Origin of the sequence: Pigmentiphaga sp. CHJ604 (assembly GCF_036972535.1) — a bacterium.
Classification (GTDB): Bacteria; Pseudomonadota; Gammaproteobacteria; order Burkholderiales; family Burkholderiaceae_B; genus Pigmentiphaga; species Pigmentiphaga daeguensis.
Window position 1 is genome coordinate 4,141,500 of sequence record NZ_CP136998.1, and the last position, 18,028, is coordinate 4,159,527.

Here is an 18,028-nt window from a genome sequence, read left to right on the forward strand (position 1 = left end):
CTATTTCTTCTCGGTAAGAAACTTGCCGTCGGGCGCCTTGGCGTTCTTCTGGCGGCGGGTGTTGCCGTCCAGGCCGCCGTCGATCGCCCATTCGGCGAACACCGTGGGACCGGGCTCGAAAACGCGGGCTTCCCACTCGGCGTCCAGGTAGTCGTCGTCGGCGTAGTACTCGATCAGGCCGCCGCCCGGGAAATTGAAATACCAGAAGTAGGCCGACGATATCGGATGGCGGCCCGGGCCGAGCTGCGTGCTCCAGCCATGGCGGGCCATCGCCATGCCGCCGCCGAACACCTCGTGGATGTCGCGCACGGCGAACGCCACGTGGTTCAGGCCGGCGCGCGGCTGCGGCGGCTGCAACAGGAACAGGTCATGGTGGCCGCCCTCGGGCGCGCAGCGCAGGAAGGCGCCCTTGCCCGGATAGCGGTCGGAAGCCACGAAACCGAAGTTCTCGGTGTAGAACTGCTCGCAGGCCTTCACATCCTTCACGAAGAACACCACGTGGCCGACCTCGATGGGCGTGGCGCGCTCGTAGATCGGGCTGCGCTGGTTGCGACGGGCCTTGGTGCCCCAGGTGTTCATGCCCGGGCTGTCGAGGTCGATGTCGATCTTGCGAGTGGTCTGGAAACGTACCGCCAGGCCGTTGGGGTCGGTACAACCGACCCGCCCGCCTTCGTTCACGTAGCCCGGCTTGTCCTTCAGGCGAGCGGCGAAGCGCTCCAGCACTTCGTCGCTGGACACGCCCCACACCACTTCACGCAGCGTCGGGCCATCCTCGATCGCCGGCGGCAGGCCCGGGAAATCGGTGGTCTTCACGATCACCCGGCACTTGTTCATCGACTCGAACACCAGCGACTTGTCGGTTTCCTCGGCCAGCGTCAGGCCCCAGTCGGACAAGAACTGTTTGCACGCGGCCAGATCGTCGGCGCCGTAGGTGATTTCGTCTATACCCAATACGTCCATCATATCTCTCCAAAACTTGGTGCTCCGCACCAAGACGCCCCACCTAGACCAGGGCACGAAGGATCCGGCTCCGCCGGTCCTTCGCCGCCCGCCCCCTGGGGGGCGCGCGTAAGCGCGTAGGGGGGAGCCCTACACTGCCCAAGGCAAAGGATTCTGGTTCATGCCCCAGTACATGCCTTTCTGTTCCATGTACTGCAGGATGCCGAGTCGGCCCTTCTCGCGACCCAGGCCGCTGTCGCGCCAGCCGCCGAACGGCGTGGAGATCGAGAAGAACTTGTAGGTGTTGATCCACACCGTGCCGGCCTGCACGGCGCGGCCCACGCGCCAGGCGCGCTTGTAGTCGCGCGTCCAGATGCCGGCGGCCAGCGCGTACACGCTGTCGTTGGCCTGCTCGATCAGGTTCTCTTCGTTGTCGAACGGCATCGCCACCAGCACCGGCCCGAAGATCTCCTCCTGGCTGATGCGCGCCCGGTTGTCCAGGCCCTCGATGATGGTGGGGCGATAGAAATAGCCCTTGTCGTAGATGCCGCCTTCCGGACGATGTCCGCCGGTGCGGATGCGGCCGCCCTCGGACACGCCCAGCTCGACGTAGCGCTCGATCGATTCGCGATGGCGGCCGGTGATGAGCGGGCCCATCTGGGTACGCTCGTCGGCAGGGTCGCCCACGCGCAGCGCCGCGGCGCCCTTGGTCAGGCGGTCCAGGAACTGCTCGTAGATGGACGAGGCGACGAACAGGCGCGACCCGGCGATGCAGGATTCGCCCGACGAACTGAAGATGCCGTACAGCACGCCGTTGACGGCATGGTCCAGGTCGGCGTCCTCGAACACCATGGTGGGCGACTTGCCGCCCAGTTCCAGAGACACCGGCATCATCTTGTCGGCCGCGATGTGGGCGATGTGCCGGCCGGTGGTCGTGCCGCCGGTGAAGGACACGCGCTTGACCAGCGGGTGCTTGGTGATGGCGTCGCCGATGACCGAGCCCTTGCCCGGCAGCACGCTGATGATGCCCTTGGGCACGCCGGCCTCTTCACAGATGGCGGCCAGGTCCAGGGCCATCAGCGGCGTAACTTCGGCGGGCTTGACCACCAGGGCGTTGCCGGCGGCCAGCGCCGGGGCCATTTTCTGGGCCTCGCTGGCGATGGGCGAGTTCCAGGGGGTGATGGCGGCCACCACGCCCATGGGGTCGTACACGCTCATGGAAACGTAGTCGCCGCGCGACGGCGTGATCACTTCCTCCAGCGTCTCGCAGGCGGCCGCGAAGAACTGGAAGGTACCCGCGGCGCTGGCCACCAGCGCGCGCGTCTCGCTGATGGGCTTGCCGTTGTCCAGGCGCTGGCGCTGGGCCAGGTCCTCGGCGCGCTCGCGGATCAATTGCGCGATCCGGTACAGCACGGCGGCGCGCTCGTGCGGCTTGCGCTGGGCCCAGCCGCTGGTGCGGAAAGCCTTGTGCGCGCCCTGGATCGCCTCTTCGACGTCGTCCAGGCTGGCCGCGTTCAGGTAGGCCACGGGCTCGCCGGTGGCCGGATACACGGTCGCGTAGCGGTCGCCGCCGCCCTCGCGCCAGACGCCGGCGACGCAGATGGGAAGATTCTTGTCGGAAATCAGCATGGTTCAGGCTCCCGCCTTGTCGGTCGCGGCCTTGACCGGGGGACCCGCGAACTTGGTGTTGAAGCCGCCGACCGACAACATGTCGATCTCGACGATGAACGGGCCCTTGGCGGCCAGGCCCTGCCTGAGCGCGCCTTCCAGCTCGTCCAGGTTCTTGACGCGGGCATGGCCCAGGCCCATGGACTGCGTCAGCAGCGCATAGTCGGGGGTATGCAGTTGCACGTAATGCTTGCGCCCGCCATAGACCGCGTCCTGGATGTTCTTGATGACGCCGTACGACTGGTCGTTCATCAGGACGATGAGCATGTCGGCCTGTTCCTGCACGGCCGTCGCCAACTCGCCCAGGTTCAGGATGAAGCCGCCGTCGCCGGCCAGCGTGAAGGTCTTCTTGCCCGAGCCGGTCACGGCCGCGCCGACGGCGGCGCCCACGCCCATGGCCAGGCCCAGCCCGATGCCGCCGCCCAGGGCATGCACGCCGGCCTTGGGCTCGTGCAGGCAGGGCAGGCGGTTGCCCCAGATGCTGTTGGACAACGTGACGTCGCGGACCCAGTTGAAGGACTCGCCCACCACCGACTGCAAGGTGTCGATCAGCCGGGTGTACGGGCCGACGTCATCGCGCAGCTTGGCCATCGCGGCCTGCTTGGCGGACCGGATGTCGTCCAGGAACTTGGGATCGACCGACATCTTGCCTTCCAGGCGGTCGGCCAGGCCCTTGAGCGCCAGCGTCGCGTCGCCGTTGACGAAGAAATCGGTGGTATAGGCGCGGCCGTCCGCCTGCGAATCGGCGTCGATGCGGTACCGGGTCGCGGGCAGCTTGATCGCGTACTTCAGCGTCTCGTTGCTGCGCAGGCGCGAGCCGACCACCAGCAGGGCGTCCACCGTCTGGTAGAGGTTCTCGACCGGCTTGGCGACCGTGAACGAACCCAGGCAGGCCGGGTCGTTTTCCGGGATCACGCCGCGGCCCTGCGTGCTGGTGATCACGCCGAAGCCCATCTTGACCAGACGGCGCACCTGTTCGCCGGCCTGGCGGGCGCCACCGCCCAGCCACAGCAGCGGGCGCTTGGCCTGGGCCAGGCGGTTGGCCAGTTCGTCCAGCGCGGCCTCGGACGGCGCCAGGGGCACCACGGGCAGCGGATTCAGGTCGGCGGGTTCGTCGATCAGCGCGGCCTGCACGTCGATGGGAATCTCGATGCTGACCGGGCCGGTGGGCGCGGTCATGGCGATCTGCACGGCGCGCTTGACGATGCCGATGGCGGTCTCGGGCGTACGGATGCGGAACGCGGCCTTGGAGACGGCCTGCAGCATGTCGAGCTGATGGTTGGCTTCGTGGATGAAGCCCAGGTTCTGGTCCAGGTAGGGGCTGTCGATCTGGCCGGTCAGGTGCAGCAGCGGCGTGCCGGCGGTGATGGCTTCGACCATCGAGCCCGCGGCATTGCCGGCGGCGGTGCCGGTGCTGGTCACGGTCACGCCCAGGCCGCCGGTGGTGCGGGCATAGGCGTCGGCCATGTTGGTCGCGCCCGCCTCGCCCCGGGCCATGACGAAGCGGATGTTGCCGCGTTCGCCGAAGGCGTCCAGGATGGGCATGTTGTGGATCGAGATGACCCCGAATGCCGCCTTGACGCCGCAGTTCTCCAGGAACTGCGCAATGGCTGCGCCGACGGTGATACGGTTGACATTAGGCATGACGGCAAACCCCTCCGGAAATATCGATATGGCTGCCCGTCGTGTAGGAAGACAAGGGCGTGGCAAGGAAGAAAATGGCCCGCGCGGGCTCTTCGGGGCGGCCCAGGCGGCCCAGCGGGATCTGTTTCTCGGCGGCGATGCGGCCCGTCCATTGTTCCCAGGTCAAGGAGCGATCCTTGCGCTCTTCGTAGCGGCGGCGCCATTGGCCCGATTCCACCAGTCCCAGCAGGATGCCGTTCACGCGGATCTTCTTGGGGGCCAGTTCGAAGGCCAGCGAGCGCACCAGGTTATGGATGCCGGCGCGCGCGGCCGACGTGGCCACCATGTGCGGTTCGGGCTGGATCGCCAGGAGCGAGTTCACGCACACGATCGCGGCGTCCTCGCTCAGTGAAAGCTGCGGGATGAAGCTGCGGGTCGGGTTGATGACCGAGAAGAACTTCAGTTGGACTTCGTCCAGCCACGCCGAGTTCTCGGTGCTGGCGAACGTGGACACGCGGCCCTGGCCGGCGTTGTTGACCAGGATGGACGCCGTTCCCAGTTCTTTCTGCACCTGGGCGGCGAAAGCCTCGACCTGCTCGGGCACCAGCACGTCGCACCGGGCCGCGAGGATGCGGGCGCCGGGAAAGCGCGCCAGCAGGCCTTCCCTGGCCTGGTCGAGCTTGTCCTCGTTGCGGCCGCAGAAGGCGACTGCAGCGCCGGCTTCCAGCAGCAAGCCGACCGTCGCGAGTCCGATGCCCGAGGTTCCCCCCGTGACGACGGCGACCTTCCCGTCAAGCTTATACATAGTCATCAGGCAACCATTCCGTTCAGTTTTTCATCGAGACCGTAGGCGGCATCCTGCCCACGGTAGTTGAGCAAAGAAGAAAGTTCGGCGGCGCTTTCGCAGACGCTGCGCGCCAGGCGCTCCAGGCGTCCGGCCTCGAGCGGCACGGCGGGCATCGCCACGCCCAGCGCGGCGGCGATGGCGCCGCCCTGCTCGCGCACCGGCGCGGCCAGGGTGGAGATGCCCGACTCGAAGAAGCCTTCGTGCAACAGATAGGGCCGCCGGCGGTCCTGCACCAGCAGCGCGTGCAATTGTTCCACCGAGCGGGGCGTGAACGCGTTGACGACGGGCAGCGTCCCCTGCGGGTACAGCTCGCGCAGCGCTTCCAGGGACATGTCGGCCATCAGCACCCGGCCCAGCACCGTGGCATGGGCCGGCAGGCGCGTGCCGACGTTCACCGAGCTGGCGAGGGGCGTGTTGGCGGCGGCCTTGGCGACGTAGACGATGTCCGCGCCGTCGCGCACCACCAGATGGCAGGAGAGATTGAATTCGTTGCGCACCCGCTCCAGCAGGGGCGCCCCCAACTGGGTCAGCTCGAGCGAGGCGAGGTACTCGAAGCCCAGGCGCAGCACGGCCATGCCCAGCGAATAGTCGCGGCCGTTGTCCGCGCGATGGATGAAGCCCATGCGCTCGAGCGTGGCCAGCAACCGGAATACCGTGGTGCGGGGCACGCCCAGCCGACGCGCCAGTTCGGGCGCGTTCATGGCGCCCTGGGCCTGGCCGACCTCGCACAGCACCCGCAGGCCGCGCTCGAGGCCGGGAACGACGTACTTGTCCTGCGGGGTTTCCTGGGGGGAAAGCGGGTTCACGGCGCGCGCTGGGGTTCGGACGAGTGGCTAAGGGATGCGCATGGATATCGTTTCAAATATGAACTGACAATCCATACACGGAACAGAACGAAATATAGCCGCTCCGCCCCTTCGTCGGCACTAGGGTAAACCCGAAATCGTGGTATTCAGCGGGCTTCGGCGTCCAGGCCCAGCACACGCAGCCGCGCGCGCAGCCGCCGTATCTCGTTGCTCATGTCGAGGATCAGCGCCGCCGCGTCCAGGCTGGCATCGAAATCGCGCTGCAGGTCGCGGGCAGCCAGCGCCCGCCGCAGCGCGGCGCTGTCGAAGCACCAGTCGGCCGGACGGCCGCTGGCCTCGATGATGCCGACCTTGACCAATTGCAGCACCCAGGCTTCCTCGGCGCCGCAGGCCCGGGCCAGGTCCCCGGTGCTGAGCGGCTGGTCCTTGCCCACCAATGTGGCGGTGACGGCCACCGTCTTCATCGTCAGTCTCCCAGGTTCCGGCGCGGGTCGAAGGGTATTTCCTGCGCCAGGTGTCTATAGGCGGCCTTCGCCTTTTCGGTATCGGCGGGCGGCCAGGCGATCTCCAGCACCAGATAGAGGTCGCCGGCCGGGTCGCCCGGGATGCCCCTGCCCTTCAGGCGCAGCTTGCGGCCGTTGCGCGAGTTCGCCGGCACGCCGACCTCGACCGGGCCGTGCGGCGTGGGCGCCCGCACCGTGGCGCCCAGCGCGGCTTCCCACGGGGCCACCGGCAGGTCCATGTACAGGTCGCGGCCCTCGGCCCGATAGCGCGGGTGGGGCTTGATCCGGACCTCGAGATAGAGGTCGCCATTCTCGCCGCCACCCAGGCCGGGCATGCCCTGCCCCGCCAGCCGGATGAACTGTCCCTCGCGAATCCCGGCCGGGATGCGGACGCTCAGCGTGCGCGTCTGCAGCCGGGGCTGGCCGTTCTCGTCGTGGCCGATGGAGCGCAGCGAGATGTCGCGGGTCGCGCCGTGCAGGGCGTCGTCGAGGTCGATCTCGATGGCGGCGTGATGATCCTCGCCCCGGGCGCGCATCTGCGCGCCGCCCGGACGATGGCGCGCGCCGAACAGCGACGAGAAGAACTCGCTGAACGCGGCGTCGTCGCGAGGACTGGCCCCGCGGAACTCGAATCCGCTGTCCCAGTCGGGCGGAGGCCGGAAATCGCCGCCGGGCGAGACGCCGGCCGCCAGGTTGTCGTAGGCGGCCCGTTTCTCGGGATCCTTCAACACCTGGTAGGCCTCGTTGACGTCGCGCATGCGCTGCTCGGCGTCGGCCTCCTTGCTGACGTCCGGATGGTACTTGCGGGCCAGCTTGCGGTAGGCCTGCCGGATATCGTCGTCCGACGCCCCCTGCTCGACGCCCAAAGTAGCGTAGTAGTCCTTGAACTCCATAGCCGCGGTCTCGCAAAGTAAAGTGCGCCCCCTGCCGTGGGATGGACCCGGCGGCCGAAGACGCCGGCCCGGCACACCGCCGGGCCGGCCAGTTACTGTCTTATATGTGGGACACGCCGACCGATTTCAATCGTCGGGGGCGAAGACCGGCCTTCGTCCGTTTCCAGTCTATCAGGGCGGGCCGGACAGCAGAACCTCGTTGATTTGTGCCGTATCCTTCGAGGACTTCATTCGAACTCAAGGAACGGCGTCCCTCATGCACGCGCCATCGGACTACGTCGGCCGCTTCGCCCCCAGCCCCACCGGCCCCCTGCACCAGGGCTCGCTGGTGGCCGCGCTGGCCAGCTACCTGGACGCCCGCGCCCACGGCGGGCGCTGGCTGGTGCGCATCGAGGACCTGGACGCTCCCCGGGTCGTGGAAGGCGCCGACCGCGTCATCCTCGAGCAACTGCGCGCGCTGGGCCTGCACTGGGACGGCGAGGTCCTCCACCAGTCCTCGCGCCACCAGGCCTACCGCGACGCCTTCGATGCGCTGCGGCGGCAGGGCATGGTCTACGCCTGCGGCTGCACGCGCAAGGAAATCGCCGACTCCATCCTGAACTCGCGCGGCTACCTCCCGCCCGGCGAGCTGCCCTATCCGGGCACCTGCCGCGACGGGCTGCACGGCAAGCCGGCGCGCGCCTGGCGGCTGCGCGTGCCGCCGGGCGACGTGCGCATCGAAGATCGCTGGATGGGGGTGATCGAGCAGGACGTGGCGGCCGACGTGGGCGACTTCGTGCTTTTTCGCGCGGACGGGATGTGGGCCTACCAATTGGCCGTGGTGGTGGACGATGCCTGGCAAGGCGTCACCGACGTCGTCCGCGGCGAGGACCTGCTCGGATCGACGCCCAGGCAGAAAGTCCTGCAGACGCTGCTGTCCCTGCCGGTTCCCCGCTGGATGCACGTACCGGTGGTGGTCAATGCCGACGGGCAGAAACTGTCGAAGCAGACCGGCGCCGCGGCGATCGATACGCGCCGGCCGCTGGCCGCGCTGCAGGAGGCATGGCGCCACCTGCAATTCGAGCCGCTGCCGGCGGCGGACGCTCCGGCCTTCCTGGCCAAGGCGACGGACCGCTGGGCGCGGCGATGGGAAATACGCGGGGGGTGAGGCCGGGGCGCGGCCGGCGCCCCGATCATGCGCGGCGAGAAACTCAGTCCTTCTTGCCGCCGCCCAGCAGCACGGCCAGCGGCCGCTTGGCGGAGGTGCGCGCCGGCACGGGAGGCGCCTCGGTGCGGGCAGGCTCGGCGCCGGCCGCGGGCACGTAGGGACGGAAGAAGAAATCGTCGACGGGCTTGGACGGCGGCTCGTAGCGATGGCGTTCGCCGCGCTCGCCGCGTCCGCCATGGCTACGGACCGGACGCTCGCCGCGCGACGAGGCCAGCAGCGAGGCGGGCAGGTCCAGCTGGCCGCGCGGGATCTGGCGCTTGATCAGCTTCTCGACGTCGAGCAGGAACTTCTCTTCCTCGGGCGTGAACAGCGCGATGGCCTCGCCCGTGGCGCCGGCGCGGCCGGTGCGCCCGATGCGGTGCACGTAGTCCTCGGCGTTATAGGGCAGGTCGTAGTTGATCACGCAGGGCACGCCGGCCACGTCCAGGCCCCGGGCCGCGACGTCGGTCGCCACCAGCACTTCCAGCTCGCCGGCCTTGAAGGCCTCGAGCGCCTTCATGCGATCGGCCTGGGTCTTGTCGCCGTGGATGGATTCGGCGCGCACGCCGTCGCGCTCGAGCTGCCGCGCCAGGCGGGCGGTGCCGATCTTCGTGTTGGAGAACACGATGACCTGCTTCAGGCCGCGCGACTTGACCAGGTGCACGACCGCTGCACGCTTGGCGTCGCCGCTGAGCTTGTAGGCGATCTGGCTGACGGTGTCGGCGGTGGCGTTGCGCGCCGCGACCTCGATCTCGACCGGCTGCGTCAGGTACGAGCGCGCCAGCTTGCGGATCTCGTTGCTGAAGGTGGCCGAGAACAGCAGCGTCTGGCGCTGCTGGGGCAGCAGGCGGATGATGCGCTCGAGATCCGGCAGGAAGCCCATGTCGAGCATCCGGTCGGCCTCGTCCAGCACCAGCATGCCGACCTGGCCCAGGTTGATGGTCTTTTGCTCGACGTGGTCGAGCAGGCGCCCCGGCGTCGCGATCAACACCTCGCAGCCGCGCCGCACTTCTTCCTTCTGCGGGCCGATGTCGACCCCGCCGAAGACCACGGCCGCGCGCAGGGGCGTGAACTGGCTGTAGCGCTTGACGTTGTCGGCCACCTGGTCGGCCAGCTCGCGCGTGGGCGTAAGGATCAGCGCGCGGACGGGATGCCGTGCCGGCGAGGCGCTGTGGTTGGCCAAGGGCATGAGCCGATGGAGGATGGGAAGGGTGAAAGCCGCGGTCTTTCCGGTTCCGGTTTGCGCTGCGCCCATTACGTCGCGGCCGCTGGTGACGACCGGAATCGCTTGCGCCTGGATAGGCGTCGGAATGGTGTACCCGGTGGCGACGACCGCCTTGAGTATGTCGGGGTGCAGGCCGAAATCGGCAAAAGAACTGGGCCCTGATGCCGCTGTATCTGTCATGGTGGGCGGACCACCAATGCCGCAACACGATGATGCGTATCAATAGTCCAGAAAAATCAAAGACTTAGATTTTACCCCAAAAGCCGCCCTGTCAGCCAGGAAGAAAAACGGCGGCGACCTGGCCCGCCGCCTCGCCCCACCATGCTGTAATGGCGGCATCGCCACCCTGCTCCGCATGCGCCATGCGCCTGTCCGTCATCATCATCGCCCGCAACGAGGCCCGCAATCTGGCCGACTGCCTGGAATCGGTCCGCTTCGCCGACGAAATCGTCGTGGTCGACTCGGGCAGCACCGACGAGACGGTGGACATCGCGCGCAGCCTTGGCGCCCGGGTCGAGGTCACCTCGGACTGGCCGGGCTTCGGCCCGCAGAAGAACCGCGCGCTGGCCCTGGCCACCGGCGACTGGGTATTGTCGCTGGACGCCGACGAGCGGGTGACGCCCGAACTGGCCGCCGCCATCGCCGACACCCTGCGCGCTCCGCGCCACGATGCGTACGACATGCCGCGGCTGTCCAGCTTCTGCGGCCGCTTCATCCGGCACAGCGGCTGGTGGCCCGATCGCGTGCTGCGCCTGTTCCGGCGCGGCACGGCGCGCTTCAGCGACGACCTGGTGCACGAGAAGGTGGTCGCCGACGGCGAGGTGGGGCACCTGGCGCCGCATCTGCTGCACTACACCTATCCCGACCTGGACAGCGCCATCGCGAAGATGAACCGCTATTCCACCGACAGCGCGCAGGCTTTACACGCGCGCGGCCGGCGCGCCGGCATGGGCGCGGCGATCGGCCATGGCGCCTGGACCTTCGTGCGGCTGTACCTCTTCAAGCGCGGCTTCCTGGACGGCCGCCATGGGTTCCTGCTCGCGGCCACCGCGGCCGCCGGCAGTTTCTATCGCTACGCGAAGCTCAGCCTGAAGTAGGCGCGGAGGCAAAACCGGCGAGCGGCCATGCGCAAGATCATCCACTGCGATTGCGATTGCTTCTACGCGTCGATAGAAATGCGCGACGACCCCAGCCTGCGCGGCCGGCCGCTGGCCGTGGGCGGGCGCCCCGAGACCCGCGGCGTGGTGGCCACCTGCAACTACGAGGCGCGCAAGTACGGTATCCATTCCGCGATGTCGTCGGCACGCGCGGTACGGCTGTGCCCGGACCTGCTCATCATTCCGCCCAGGATGGAGATGTATCGCGTGGCCTCGGCGCAGATCATGGACATCTACCGCGACTACACCGAACTGGTCGAGCCGCTGTCGCTGGACGAGGCCTACCTGGACGTGACCGGCAGCAACCGGCTGCGGGGCAGCGCCACGCTGATCGCCAGCGAGATCCGGCAACGCGTGGCGCAGACCGTCGGCATCACGGTCTCGGCGGGCGTCGCGCCCAGCAAGTTCGTGGCCAAGATCGCCAGCGACTGGAACAAGCCGGACGGCCTGTTCGTGGTACGCCCCCAGGACGTGGACGCCTTCGTGGCGGCCCTGCCCGTGTCCAAGCTGCACGGCGTGGGCAAGGTGACCGGCGCGCGGCTCAAGACGCTGGGCGTGGAAACCTGCGCCGACCTGAGAGCGTGGGAACACGACCGGCTGCGCGAGGAATTCGGCGCGTTCGGCGAACGCCTGTACGACCTGTGCCGCGGCATCGACCACCGCGAGGTCTCGCCCACCCGCGAGCGCAAGTCGGTAAGCGTGGAACAGACCTTCGTCACGGACCTGCACACCCTGGAGGCGTGCCAGGAACTCCTGCGCGAGATGCTGGACCAGCTCGACGCGCGCGTGCGCCGCGCCGACGCCCAGAACCACATCCAGAAGCTGTTCGTGAAGCTGCGCTTCTCGGACTTCAACCGCACCACCGCCGAGGGCGTGGGCGCGGCGCTGGACGAGGAACAGTTTCGCATCCTGCTGGCCACGGCCTTTCGCCGCAACCCCCGCGCCGTGCGGCTGATGGGACTGGGCGTGCGCCTGGGCACGCCCGGCGGACAGCTCGCGCTGTTCGGCGATCAGCCTACGGTTTCGGAACCCGACACCGTATAGCCGGCCTCTTCGATCAGCTTGGCGATGCGCGCGGCATCGCCGGCCTGGTCGACGCGCACCTTCCCGGCACCCAGGTCGACCTCGACATGGGCCTGGGGATAGGCGGACTGCACCGCCTGGGTAACGGACTTGACGCAGTGTCCGCAGCTCATTCCCTGCACCTGGAATTCAAACATGGCATGACTCCTTTCGTGATGGTGTAGCCAGTATTTCCCTTCCCACGATGGCAAGGTCAAGCGCCGTTGCGCCGCGCCAACCAACGGGCCGCGCCCAGCCCCGACCAACGGCCGCTGGCCAGGCAGGCCGTGAGCAGATAGCCCCCGGTGGGCGCCTCCCAGTCCAGCATTTCGCCGGCGCAGAAGACACCGGGCAGCGCACGCAGCATGCCGTGCTCGTCCATGCCTTCGAACGCCACGCCGCCCGCGCTGCTGATGGCCTCGTCGATCGGGCGCGGCGCGCGCAGCGTCAACGGCAGCGATTTCACCCAGGCGGCCAGCCGGACGGGATCCTGGAAATCGGCGGCCGGCACGATTTCGCGCAGCAGGCCCGCCTTCACGCCATCCACCTTGATGCGCGCGCGCAGATGGTTGGCCATGGACTTGCTGCCGCGCGGCCACGCCAGTTCCCGCGCGACGCGCTCGAGGCCAAGCCCGGGCGCCAGGTCCAGCCTCAGCTCGGCGCGGCCGTGCCGGGCAATGGCCTCTCGCAGGCGGGCGGACGCGGCGTAGATGAGGCTGCCTTCGACGCCATAGTCGGACACGACGAACTCGCCGCTTCGGCACCAGTCGCCCTGGTCATCGGACATGGAGAGCGTGACGGCGCGCACGGGCTGCCCAGCGTAGCGCTCGCGCAAGTGCGGGCTCCAATCGATCTCGAAACCGCAGTTGGCCGGCACCAGCGGCTCGACGCGCACGCCGCGCCCGGCCAGCCACGGCACCCAGGCCGCATCCGAGCCCAGCCTCGGCCAACTGGCCCCGCCCAGGGCCAGCACCACCGCGTCATGGCGATGGGCCGTGCGGCCACCGGGCGTATCGAAGGCCAGCGCGCCGTCCGCCTCCCATCCCAGCCACCGATGCCGCATGTGCAGGCGCACGCCCCGTTCCCGCAGGCGATGCAGCCACGCGCGCAACAGCGGCGCGGCCTTCATCTCTTTCGGAAAGACCCTGCCCGAGGATCCGACGAACGTATCTATGCCCAGGCCTTCGGTCCAATCGCGTACGGCCTGGGCGCCGAACGCCTCGAGCATGGGAGCTAGCACGCGGGCCCGGTCGCCGTAGCGGGACAGGAACGCCGCGTGGGGTTCGGAATGGGTGATGTTCAGGCCGCCTATGCCGGCCAGCAGGAACTTGCGGCCCGCCGACGGCATGGCGTCGTAGACGTCCACGGCGATGCCGGCCCCGGCCAGCACCTCGGCCGCCATCAGGCCGGCGGGCCCGGCCCCCACCACCGCGGCGCGGGCAGACACGGTCAACGGCGCCGCCATGCCCGGCATTCCGCCCCGGTCACAGGTTGGCGACCCGGCCCATGGCCTGCATTTTCTCGGGCGAATAATTCAGGAGGCGCGACAACTCCATGGCGGTGCTGCGCACCCGCGCCACCAGGTCGTCGATGCGCTCGGGCTCGAAGCGCGACGAGGGAATCGTTGCCCCGAGCGCGGCGACGATGCGGCCGGTGGCGTCGCGCACCGGCGCGGCGATCGTCGAGACCCGGGCCTCGAAGAAGGCCTCCTGCAGGACATAGCCGCGCTGGCGATCCTTCTGCACCAGCTCGTAGAGTTCCATCACGGTCGTGGGCGTGCTGGAGGAATAGCTTTCCAGGTGCTTCTCGGGAAACAGCTCGCGCAGTTCGTCCAGCGTGAGGTCTTCCAGCAGGACGCGGCCCAGCACCGTGGCATGCGCCGGCAGCCGCGTGCCGACGTGGACCGAACTGGTGAAGGGCGTGGGCGCCGACGACTTGGCGACATAGACGATGGAGCGGCCGTCGCGCACGACCAGGTTGCACGAGAATCCGATCTCGCCGCGCAGGCGCTCCAGCAGCGGCGCCCCCAGCTCGGTCAATTCGAGCGAGGCCAGGTATTCGAAGCCCAGGCGCAGCACCGCCAGCCCGAGCCGGTAATCGTGCCCGCCCTCGGCGCGCTGGACGAAGCCCATGGATTCCAGGGTCATCAGCAACCGAAAGACCGTGGACCGCGGCAGGCTGAGGCGGCGCGCCAGCTCGGGCGCCGACAGCTTGCGGTCGACATGGCTGAATTGTCCCAGCAGCAACAGGCCGCGCTCCAGCGCCGGAACCAGATACTTGTCCTGCGCGACCTCCGAAATGTTCCCTTTGCTCATGGTGTGACCGACTGTCTGTATGGCTCGCGGACGGAATGATACCGGTCCCGACAAGCGGCGCCGGCCACACCGCTGGCCTTTTTTCAATTCATCACGAATCCACCGTTGACCGGAAGCAGTTGTCCAGTCACGAAGCGCGCGAGGTCGGACAGGGCGAAAAGGACCGAACCGCTCACGTCCTCGGGCACCTGCTCGCGGCTGATCGCGCGCTGGTCATGGTAGAGCCGGTGCCGGGCCTCGGGCACGTACTCCGTCGCCTCGACCAGGGTCAGTCCGGGCGCGATGGCGTTGACGGTGATGTCGTCGGCGCCGAACTCGCGCGCCAGCGACCGCGTCATCGCCGTGACCGCGCCCTTGCTGGCGACGTAGGCCAGCAGGTTGGGCGCGCCCCACAGCGCGGTGTCGGACGCCAGGTTGACGATGGCGCCGCGCCCCGACGCCTTCAGCGCCGCATGGCAGGCGACGGACATCAGCCAGGTGCCGCGCACGTTGACCTGCATGACCTTGTCCCACACCTCGACATCGAGCTGGTGCGCGGTGCGCCCGCCCGAGTTGGTGATGGCAGCGTTGTTCACCAGCCCGTCCAGCCCGCCCAGCAGTTCGACGGCGCGCGCCGCGCACCGCTCGACGGACGCCTTGTCGCCCAGGTCGACCTCGATGCCGTGCACCGGGAAACCGCGCGCCTGCAGCGACTCCACCGCCTGCTTCAGCGTGTCGGCCAGGATGTCCGCCATGGCCACCTGCGCGCCGGCCTGGCACAACGCCACCGCGAACTCGTAGCCCAGCCCGCGCGCCGCGCCCGTCACCAGGACGCGGCGGCCCCGCAGAAGATTACCGATAGTGCTTGAATCCAACTTTGCTCCCATTACCCGCGCTCAGACCGTGGTGGTGGCCGCGCGCGGCAGATAGTGAAGTACCCGCTTCTCGGCCCAGACGACGCCCGCGTAGGCGACGATGCCGATCAGCGTGAGCACCGCGATCGTGACGAACACGGCCGAAGTGTTGCCCTGCCCCTCGCCGTCGACCAGCAGGAAGCCCAGGCCCAGATTGCCCCCGACCAGTTCGCCCACGGTCACGCCGATGACGGCCAGCGTCGAGGCGATGCGCAGTCCCGAGAACAGCGCCGGCAGCGCCGACGGGAACTCGACCAGGCGGAAGATCTGCCAACGGCTGGCATTGAGCGTGCGGACCAGGTTGACCATGTCGGGATCCACGGTGCGCACGGCCGACAGCACGTTGATCATGACCGGGAAGAACACGATCAGGATCGCCACCAGGATCTTCGGATAGATGGTATAGCCCAGCCACATCACGAACAGCGGCGCGAACGCCACCTTGGGCGCGATCTGCAGCGCCAGGATGTACGGCGACAGGATCGATTCCGTGGTGGGCGACAGGCCCAGCACCACGCCCACCACCAGGCCCAGCAGGGCGCCCAGGATGAAGCCGACGATCACCTCGAAGGCGGTGATGCCGCTGTGCATGAGCAGCTCGCTGTTCTGCCACATGTGGCCGAACTCCTGGACGACCCGGCTGAAGCGGGGCAGGATGAATTCCGGCATGTTGAGCAGGCCGGGGCCCCATTCCCAGGCGGCCAGGAACACCAGCAGGACCAGCACGCTGCCGCTGGCCGTGGCGACCTTGCCCGAGAAGAACGGCCGGGCCGCCGGCTTGGCGGCGCCCGCCACGGCGGGCGCGTTTTCATTGGATACGGATACAGACATTACCGCTCAACCCCGACGAACTGGTTCGTATAAAGATCGGTCAAGGGCGCGGCCTTGGACACGATGCCTTCCGACACGTAGAACTTCTGCACCTCCGCCAGGCGGGCGGTATCCATCTGGCCCAGCACCTTCTGGTCGGCGTACACGTACTTGTTGTACAGGCGCAGGATGCGCTCGAGCTTCTCTTCCTTGCCCTTGAAGGCCGGCGCGGCCTGCGCGTAGGTGGCGGCGGCGCTCTTGGGATCCTTCATCACGTCCTGCATGCCGCGCAGGGTCGCGCGCACCAGGCGCTTGATCAGGTCCGGATTCTTCTTGATCGTCTCGTCCGAGGCGATGATGGCCTGCGCCATGCTGTTGAAAGGCTTGTCGATCTTCAGGTATTCGACGTTGCCGTTGGTGGCCTCGTCGGCATCGACCAGCCAGTCGGGCGTGGCGGCCATGCCCTCGGACTTGCCGGCGGCGAACAACTGCCAGACGCCGGCCGGGCCGGCTGCCTGGATGGACACATCGTTCTTGCTCAGGTTGTACTTCTTGAGCGTGCCCAGCAGCGCATAGTAGGTCGTGTCGCTGTAAGAAATCACGGTCAGGGTCTTGCCCTTGAGGTCGGCCACCGACTTGATCGGGCCGTCCTTCTTGACCGCCAGCGCCGACAGCGAACCGGCGCCAAGCACGGCGACGGCCTTCACCGGCACGCCGTTGGCGCGGACGATGATGGGCGTGTCGCCGATGGCGCCGCCGATCACGGCGTTGCCGGCGCCGATCTGCTTGGCGACGTCGACGCCGCCCTTGCCGAGCACGAAATTGACCTTGATGTTCTCATCGGCGTAGTAGCCGCGCTGCTGCGCGATCATCCACGGGGCGAAGGCCGGCAGCGTGGGCGGGGCGGGCAACAGATAGTTCACTTCCTCGGGCGCGGCGTGGACGGCGAAGGGCGACGCGGCAACCACGGCGACGGCGGCCAGTTTGAAGCTGAACGAGACCAGAGCGTTTTTCATAGGGCTTCCTGTAAGAATGGGCGCCCACGGGCGCGACGTGCGAGATCGGGGGGACGGGCGGTTCAATGCAGTTCGGCGGTTTCCTTGCCCACTTTCAGCAGTTCCATCAACCGCCCCTGCAGCGGGCCGATTTCCGGCAGCTTGCGCCGCTCCAGCGGGTTGTCCCGCATGGGCAGGTCGACGATGATTTCCTCGATGATGGTGCCGGGGCGCTCGCTCATCACCAGCAGGCGATCGGACAGCGCGATGGCCTCCACCAGGTCGTGGGTAATGAACAGCGCCGTCTTGCGTTTCTCGTACACCATCTTGGCCAGGTCCTGCTGCAGCACCATCTTGGTCTGCGCATCCAGCGCCGAGAAAGGTTCGTCCAGCAGCAGCACCTGCGGGTCGACGGCCAGCGTCCGGGCCAGGGCGGCGCGTTGGCGCATGCCGCCCGACAACTGGTAGGGGAAGTGTTCCTCGAATCCCTTCAGATGGCACTTGGCCAGCAGTTCGTCCGCGATCACCCTGCGCTCGCGGGCGGGGGCGCCGTCGATCTCCAGCCCCAGCTCGACGTTGGCCCGTATGGTGCGCCACGGCATCAGCAGGTCTTTCTGCAGCATGAACGCCACCTTGCGCACGGGCTTGGTGACGCGCTCGCCGCCCACGTAGACCTCGCCCTCGCTGGGCAGGTAAAGGCCCGCGCCCATGTTCAGCAACGTGCTCTTGCCGCAGCCGGACGGACCGATGATGGACACCACCTCGCCGCTGCGTATGCTGAGATTGACGTCCGTGACCGCGGTACGGGGCTGTCCCGTCTGGCGGTCCATGAAGCGCTTGCCAACCTTGCGGAACTCGATTTCATTCATGTTGCGGGCCTGTAGGAACCGGGTCTCGATTCAGCGGCGAACGGGAACGGAACCGCCCCGCCCCCGCGGTTGCGGGGGGCCGGACACTGCGATAGTGTTATTCCATCGCTGGGCCGGCATCGTTCGTCGTCTTAAATACGAAACCTCATCTCATATACGGAACAGTGGCAAAAATATAGCGCCTCGATTTTGGAGGCGCGACTGGGGTAAACCACTACCTAAGGCCTAGCAAACACC

At 68.0% G+C, this 18,028-nt stretch carries 18 protein-coding genes; 3 read left to right on the plus strand and 15 right to left on the minus strand.

The window, feature by feature from the left end; translation table 11 throughout:
* The 7 genes from R4823_RS19950 to R4823_RS19980 all read right to left on the minus strand — a co-directional run bounded on the left by R4823_RS19950 (nucleotide 1) and on the right by R4823_RS19980 (nucleotide 7,279).
* Nucleotides 1–960, minus strand: coding sequence for a VOC family protein (locus R4823_RS19950; protein WP_338619212.1), 960 nt, complete (start codon nucleotides 958–960; stop codon nucleotides 1–3).
* Nucleotides 961–1,089: 129 nt separating this feature from the next.
* Nucleotides 1,090–2,565 carry an aldehyde dehydrogenase gene (locus tag R4823_RS19955; RefSeq protein WP_132979440.1) on the minus strand — a complete coding sequence of 492 codons (1,476 nt, stop codon included), beginning with the start codon at nucleotides 2,563–2,565 and terminating at the stop codon, nucleotides 1,090–1,092.
* A gap of 6 nt (nucleotides 2,566–2,571) precedes the next feature.
* A complete protein-coding gene (locus tag R4823_RS19960) occupies nucleotides 2,572–4,251 on the minus strand; it encodes a thiamine pyrophosphate-binding protein (protein WP_087840791.1) in 1,680 nt (559 codons plus the stop codon).
* Complete coding sequence (locus tag R4823_RS19965; RefSeq protein ID WP_087840792.1) at nucleotides 4,244–5,041, minus strand: SDR family oxidoreductase; 798 nt, start codon at nucleotides 5,039–5,041, stop codon at nucleotides 4,244–4,246. The genes R4823_RS19960 and R4823_RS19965 overlap by 8 nt, the downstream gene beginning before the upstream one ends.
* Entirely contained in the window at nucleotides 5,041–5,883 is an 843-nt protein-coding gene (locus R4823_RS19970; RefSeq protein ID WP_087840793.1) for an IclR family transcriptional regulator, read from the minus strand. The genes R4823_RS19965 and R4823_RS19970 overlap by 1 nt, the downstream gene beginning before the upstream one ends.
* A gap of 146 nt (nucleotides 5,884–6,029) precedes the next feature.
* Nucleotides 6,030–6,347, minus strand: coding sequence for a chaperone modulator CbpM (locus R4823_RS19975; protein ID WP_087840794.1), 318 nt, complete (start codon nucleotides 6,345–6,347; stop codon nucleotides 6,030–6,032).
* Between the two features lie 2 nt (nucleotides 6,348–6,349).
* Entirely contained in the window at nucleotides 6,350–7,279 is a 930-nt protein-coding gene (locus tag R4823_RS19980) for a DnaJ C-terminal domain-containing protein (protein ID WP_132979374.1), read from the minus strand.
* A gap of 256 nt (nucleotides 7,280–7,535) precedes the next feature.
* Here R4823_RS19980 and gluQRS point away from each other — a divergent pair, with 256 nt between their 5' ends.
* On the plus strand, nucleotides 7,536–8,426 hold the full coding sequence (gene gluQRS, locus R4823_RS19985) for a tRNA glutamyl-Q(34) synthetase GluQRS (RefSeq protein WP_279818329.1): 891 nt from the start codon (nucleotides 7,536–7,538) through the stop codon (nucleotides 8,424–8,426).
* A 43-nt stretch (nucleotides 8,427–8,469) separates the two neighbouring features.
* On the opposite strand, the gene R4823_RS19990 is transcribed toward gluQRS, so the two are convergent.
* Nucleotides 8,470–9,870: a DEAD/DEAH box helicase gene (locus R4823_RS19990; RefSeq protein ID WP_279818331.1), complete on the minus strand. Its 1,401-nt coding sequence runs from the start codon at nucleotides 9,868–9,870 to the stop codon at nucleotides 8,470–8,472.
* A gap of 182 nt (nucleotides 9,871–10,052) precedes the next feature.
* On the opposite strand from R4823_RS19990, the gene R4823_RS19995 reads away from it, so the two are divergent.
* A complete protein-coding gene (locus R4823_RS19995) occupies nucleotides 10,053–10,787 on the plus strand; it encodes a glycosyltransferase family 2 protein (protein ID WP_087840798.1) in 735 nt (244 codons plus the stop codon).
* A 27-nt stretch (nucleotides 10,788–10,814) separates the two neighbouring features.
* Nucleotides 10,815–11,891, plus strand: coding sequence for a DNA polymerase IV (gene dinB, locus R4823_RS20000; RefSeq protein ID WP_087840799.1), 1,077 nt, complete (start codon nucleotides 10,815–10,817; stop codon nucleotides 11,889–11,891).
* On the opposite strand, the gene R4823_RS20005 is transcribed toward dinB, so the two are convergent.
* The 7 genes from R4823_RS20005 to R4823_RS20035 all read right to left on the minus strand — a co-directional run bounded on the left by R4823_RS20005 (nucleotide 11,858) and on the right by R4823_RS20035 (nucleotide 17,791).
* Entirely contained in the window at nucleotides 11,858–12,067 is a 210-nt protein-coding gene (locus R4823_RS20005) for a cation transporter (RefSeq protein WP_087840800.1), read from the minus strand. The genes dinB and R4823_RS20005 overlap by 34 nt on opposite strands.
* Nucleotides 12,068–12,123: 56 nt before the next feature.
* A complete protein-coding gene (locus R4823_RS20010) occupies nucleotides 12,124–13,374 on the minus strand; it encodes a TIGR03862 family flavoprotein (protein WP_087840801.1) in 1,251 nt (416 codons plus the stop codon).
* 19 nt (nucleotides 13,375–13,393) lie between these two features.
* A complete protein-coding gene (locus R4823_RS20015; protein WP_087840802.1) occupies nucleotides 13,394–14,224 on the minus strand; it encodes an IclR family transcriptional regulator in 831 nt (276 codons plus the stop codon).
* Between the two features lie 83 nt (nucleotides 14,225–14,307).
* Nucleotides 14,308–15,078 carry an SDR family oxidoreductase gene (locus tag R4823_RS20020; RefSeq protein ID WP_243724445.1) on the minus strand — a complete coding sequence of 257 codons (771 nt, stop codon included), beginning with the start codon at nucleotides 15,076–15,078 and terminating at the stop codon, nucleotides 14,308–14,310.
* 21 nt (nucleotides 15,079–15,099) lie between these two features.
* On the minus strand, nucleotides 15,100–15,948 hold the full coding sequence (locus tag R4823_RS20025) for an ABC transporter permease (protein ID WP_087840804.1): 849 nt from the start codon (nucleotides 15,946–15,948) through the stop codon (nucleotides 15,100–15,102).
* Entirely contained in the window at nucleotides 15,948–16,943 is a 996-nt protein-coding gene (locus R4823_RS20030) for an ABC transporter substrate-binding protein (RefSeq protein WP_087840805.1), read from the minus strand. Before R4823_RS20030 ends, R4823_RS20025 begins: the two co-directional genes overlap by 1 nt.
* 62 nt (nucleotides 16,944–17,005) lie before the next feature.
* Nucleotides 17,006–17,791: an ABC transporter ATP-binding protein gene (locus R4823_RS20035; protein WP_087840806.1), complete on the minus strand. Its 786-nt coding sequence runs from the start codon at nucleotides 17,789–17,791 to the stop codon at nucleotides 17,006–17,008.
* Between the last annotated feature and the right edge of the window lie 237 nt (nucleotides 17,792–18,028).

Coding starts and splice junctions, on each gene's coding strand:
- R4823_RS19950 (WP_338619212.1), bottom strand. CDS start 960: ATGGACGTATTGGGTATAGACGAAATCACCTACGGCGCCGACGATCTG.
- R4823_RS19960 (WP_087840791.1), bottom strand. CDS start 4,251: ATGCCTAATGTCAACCGTATCACCGTCGGCGCAGCCATTGCGCAGTTC.
- R4823_RS19965 (WP_087840792.1), bottom strand. CDS start 5,041: ATGACTATGTATAAGCTTGACGGGAAGGTCGCCGTCGTCACGGGGGGA.
- R4823_RS19975 (WP_087840794.1), bottom strand. CDS start 6,347: ATGAAGACGGTGGCCGTCACCGCCACATTGGTGGGCAAGGACCAGCCG.
- R4823_RS19980 (WP_132979374.1), bottom strand. CDS start 7,279: ATGGAGTTCAAGGACTACTACGCTACTTTGGGCGTCGAGCAGGGGGCG.
- gluQRS (WP_279818329.1), top strand. CDS start 7,536: ATGCACGCGCCATCGGACTACGTCGGCCGCTTCGCCCCCAGCCCCACC.
- R4823_RS19990 (WP_279818331.1), bottom strand. CDS start 9,870: ATGACAGATACAGCGGCATCAGGGCCCAGTTCTTTTGCCGATTTCGGC.
- R4823_RS19995 (WP_087840798.1), top strand. CDS start 10,053: ATGCGCCTGTCCGTCATCATCATCGCCCGCAACGAGGCCCGCAATCTG.
- dinB (WP_087840799.1), top strand. CDS start 10,815: ATGCGCAAGATCATCCACTGCGATTGCGATTGCTTCTACGCGTCGATA.
- R4823_RS20005 (WP_087840800.1), bottom strand. CDS start 12,067: ATGTTTGAATTCCAGGTGCAGGGAATGAGCTGCGGACACTGCGTCAAG.
- R4823_RS20010 (WP_087840801.1), bottom strand. CDS start 13,374: ATGGCGGCGCCGTTGACCGTGTCTGCCCGCGCCGCGGTGGTGGGGGCC.
- R4823_RS20015 (WP_087840802.1), bottom strand. CDS start 14,224: ATGAGCAAAGGGAACATTTCGGAGGTCGCGCAGGACAAGTATCTGGTT.
- R4823_RS20025 (WP_087840804.1), bottom strand. CDS start 15,948: ATGTCTGTATCCGTATCCAATGAAAACGCGCCCGCCGTGGCGGGCGCC.
- R4823_RS20030 (WP_087840805.1), bottom strand. CDS start 16,943: ATGAAAAACGCTCTGGTCTCGTTCAGCTTCAAACTGGCCGCCGTCGCC.
- R4823_RS20035 (WP_087840806.1), bottom strand. CDS start 17,791: ATGAATGAAATCGAGTTCCGCAAGGTTGGCAAGCGCTTCATGGACCGC.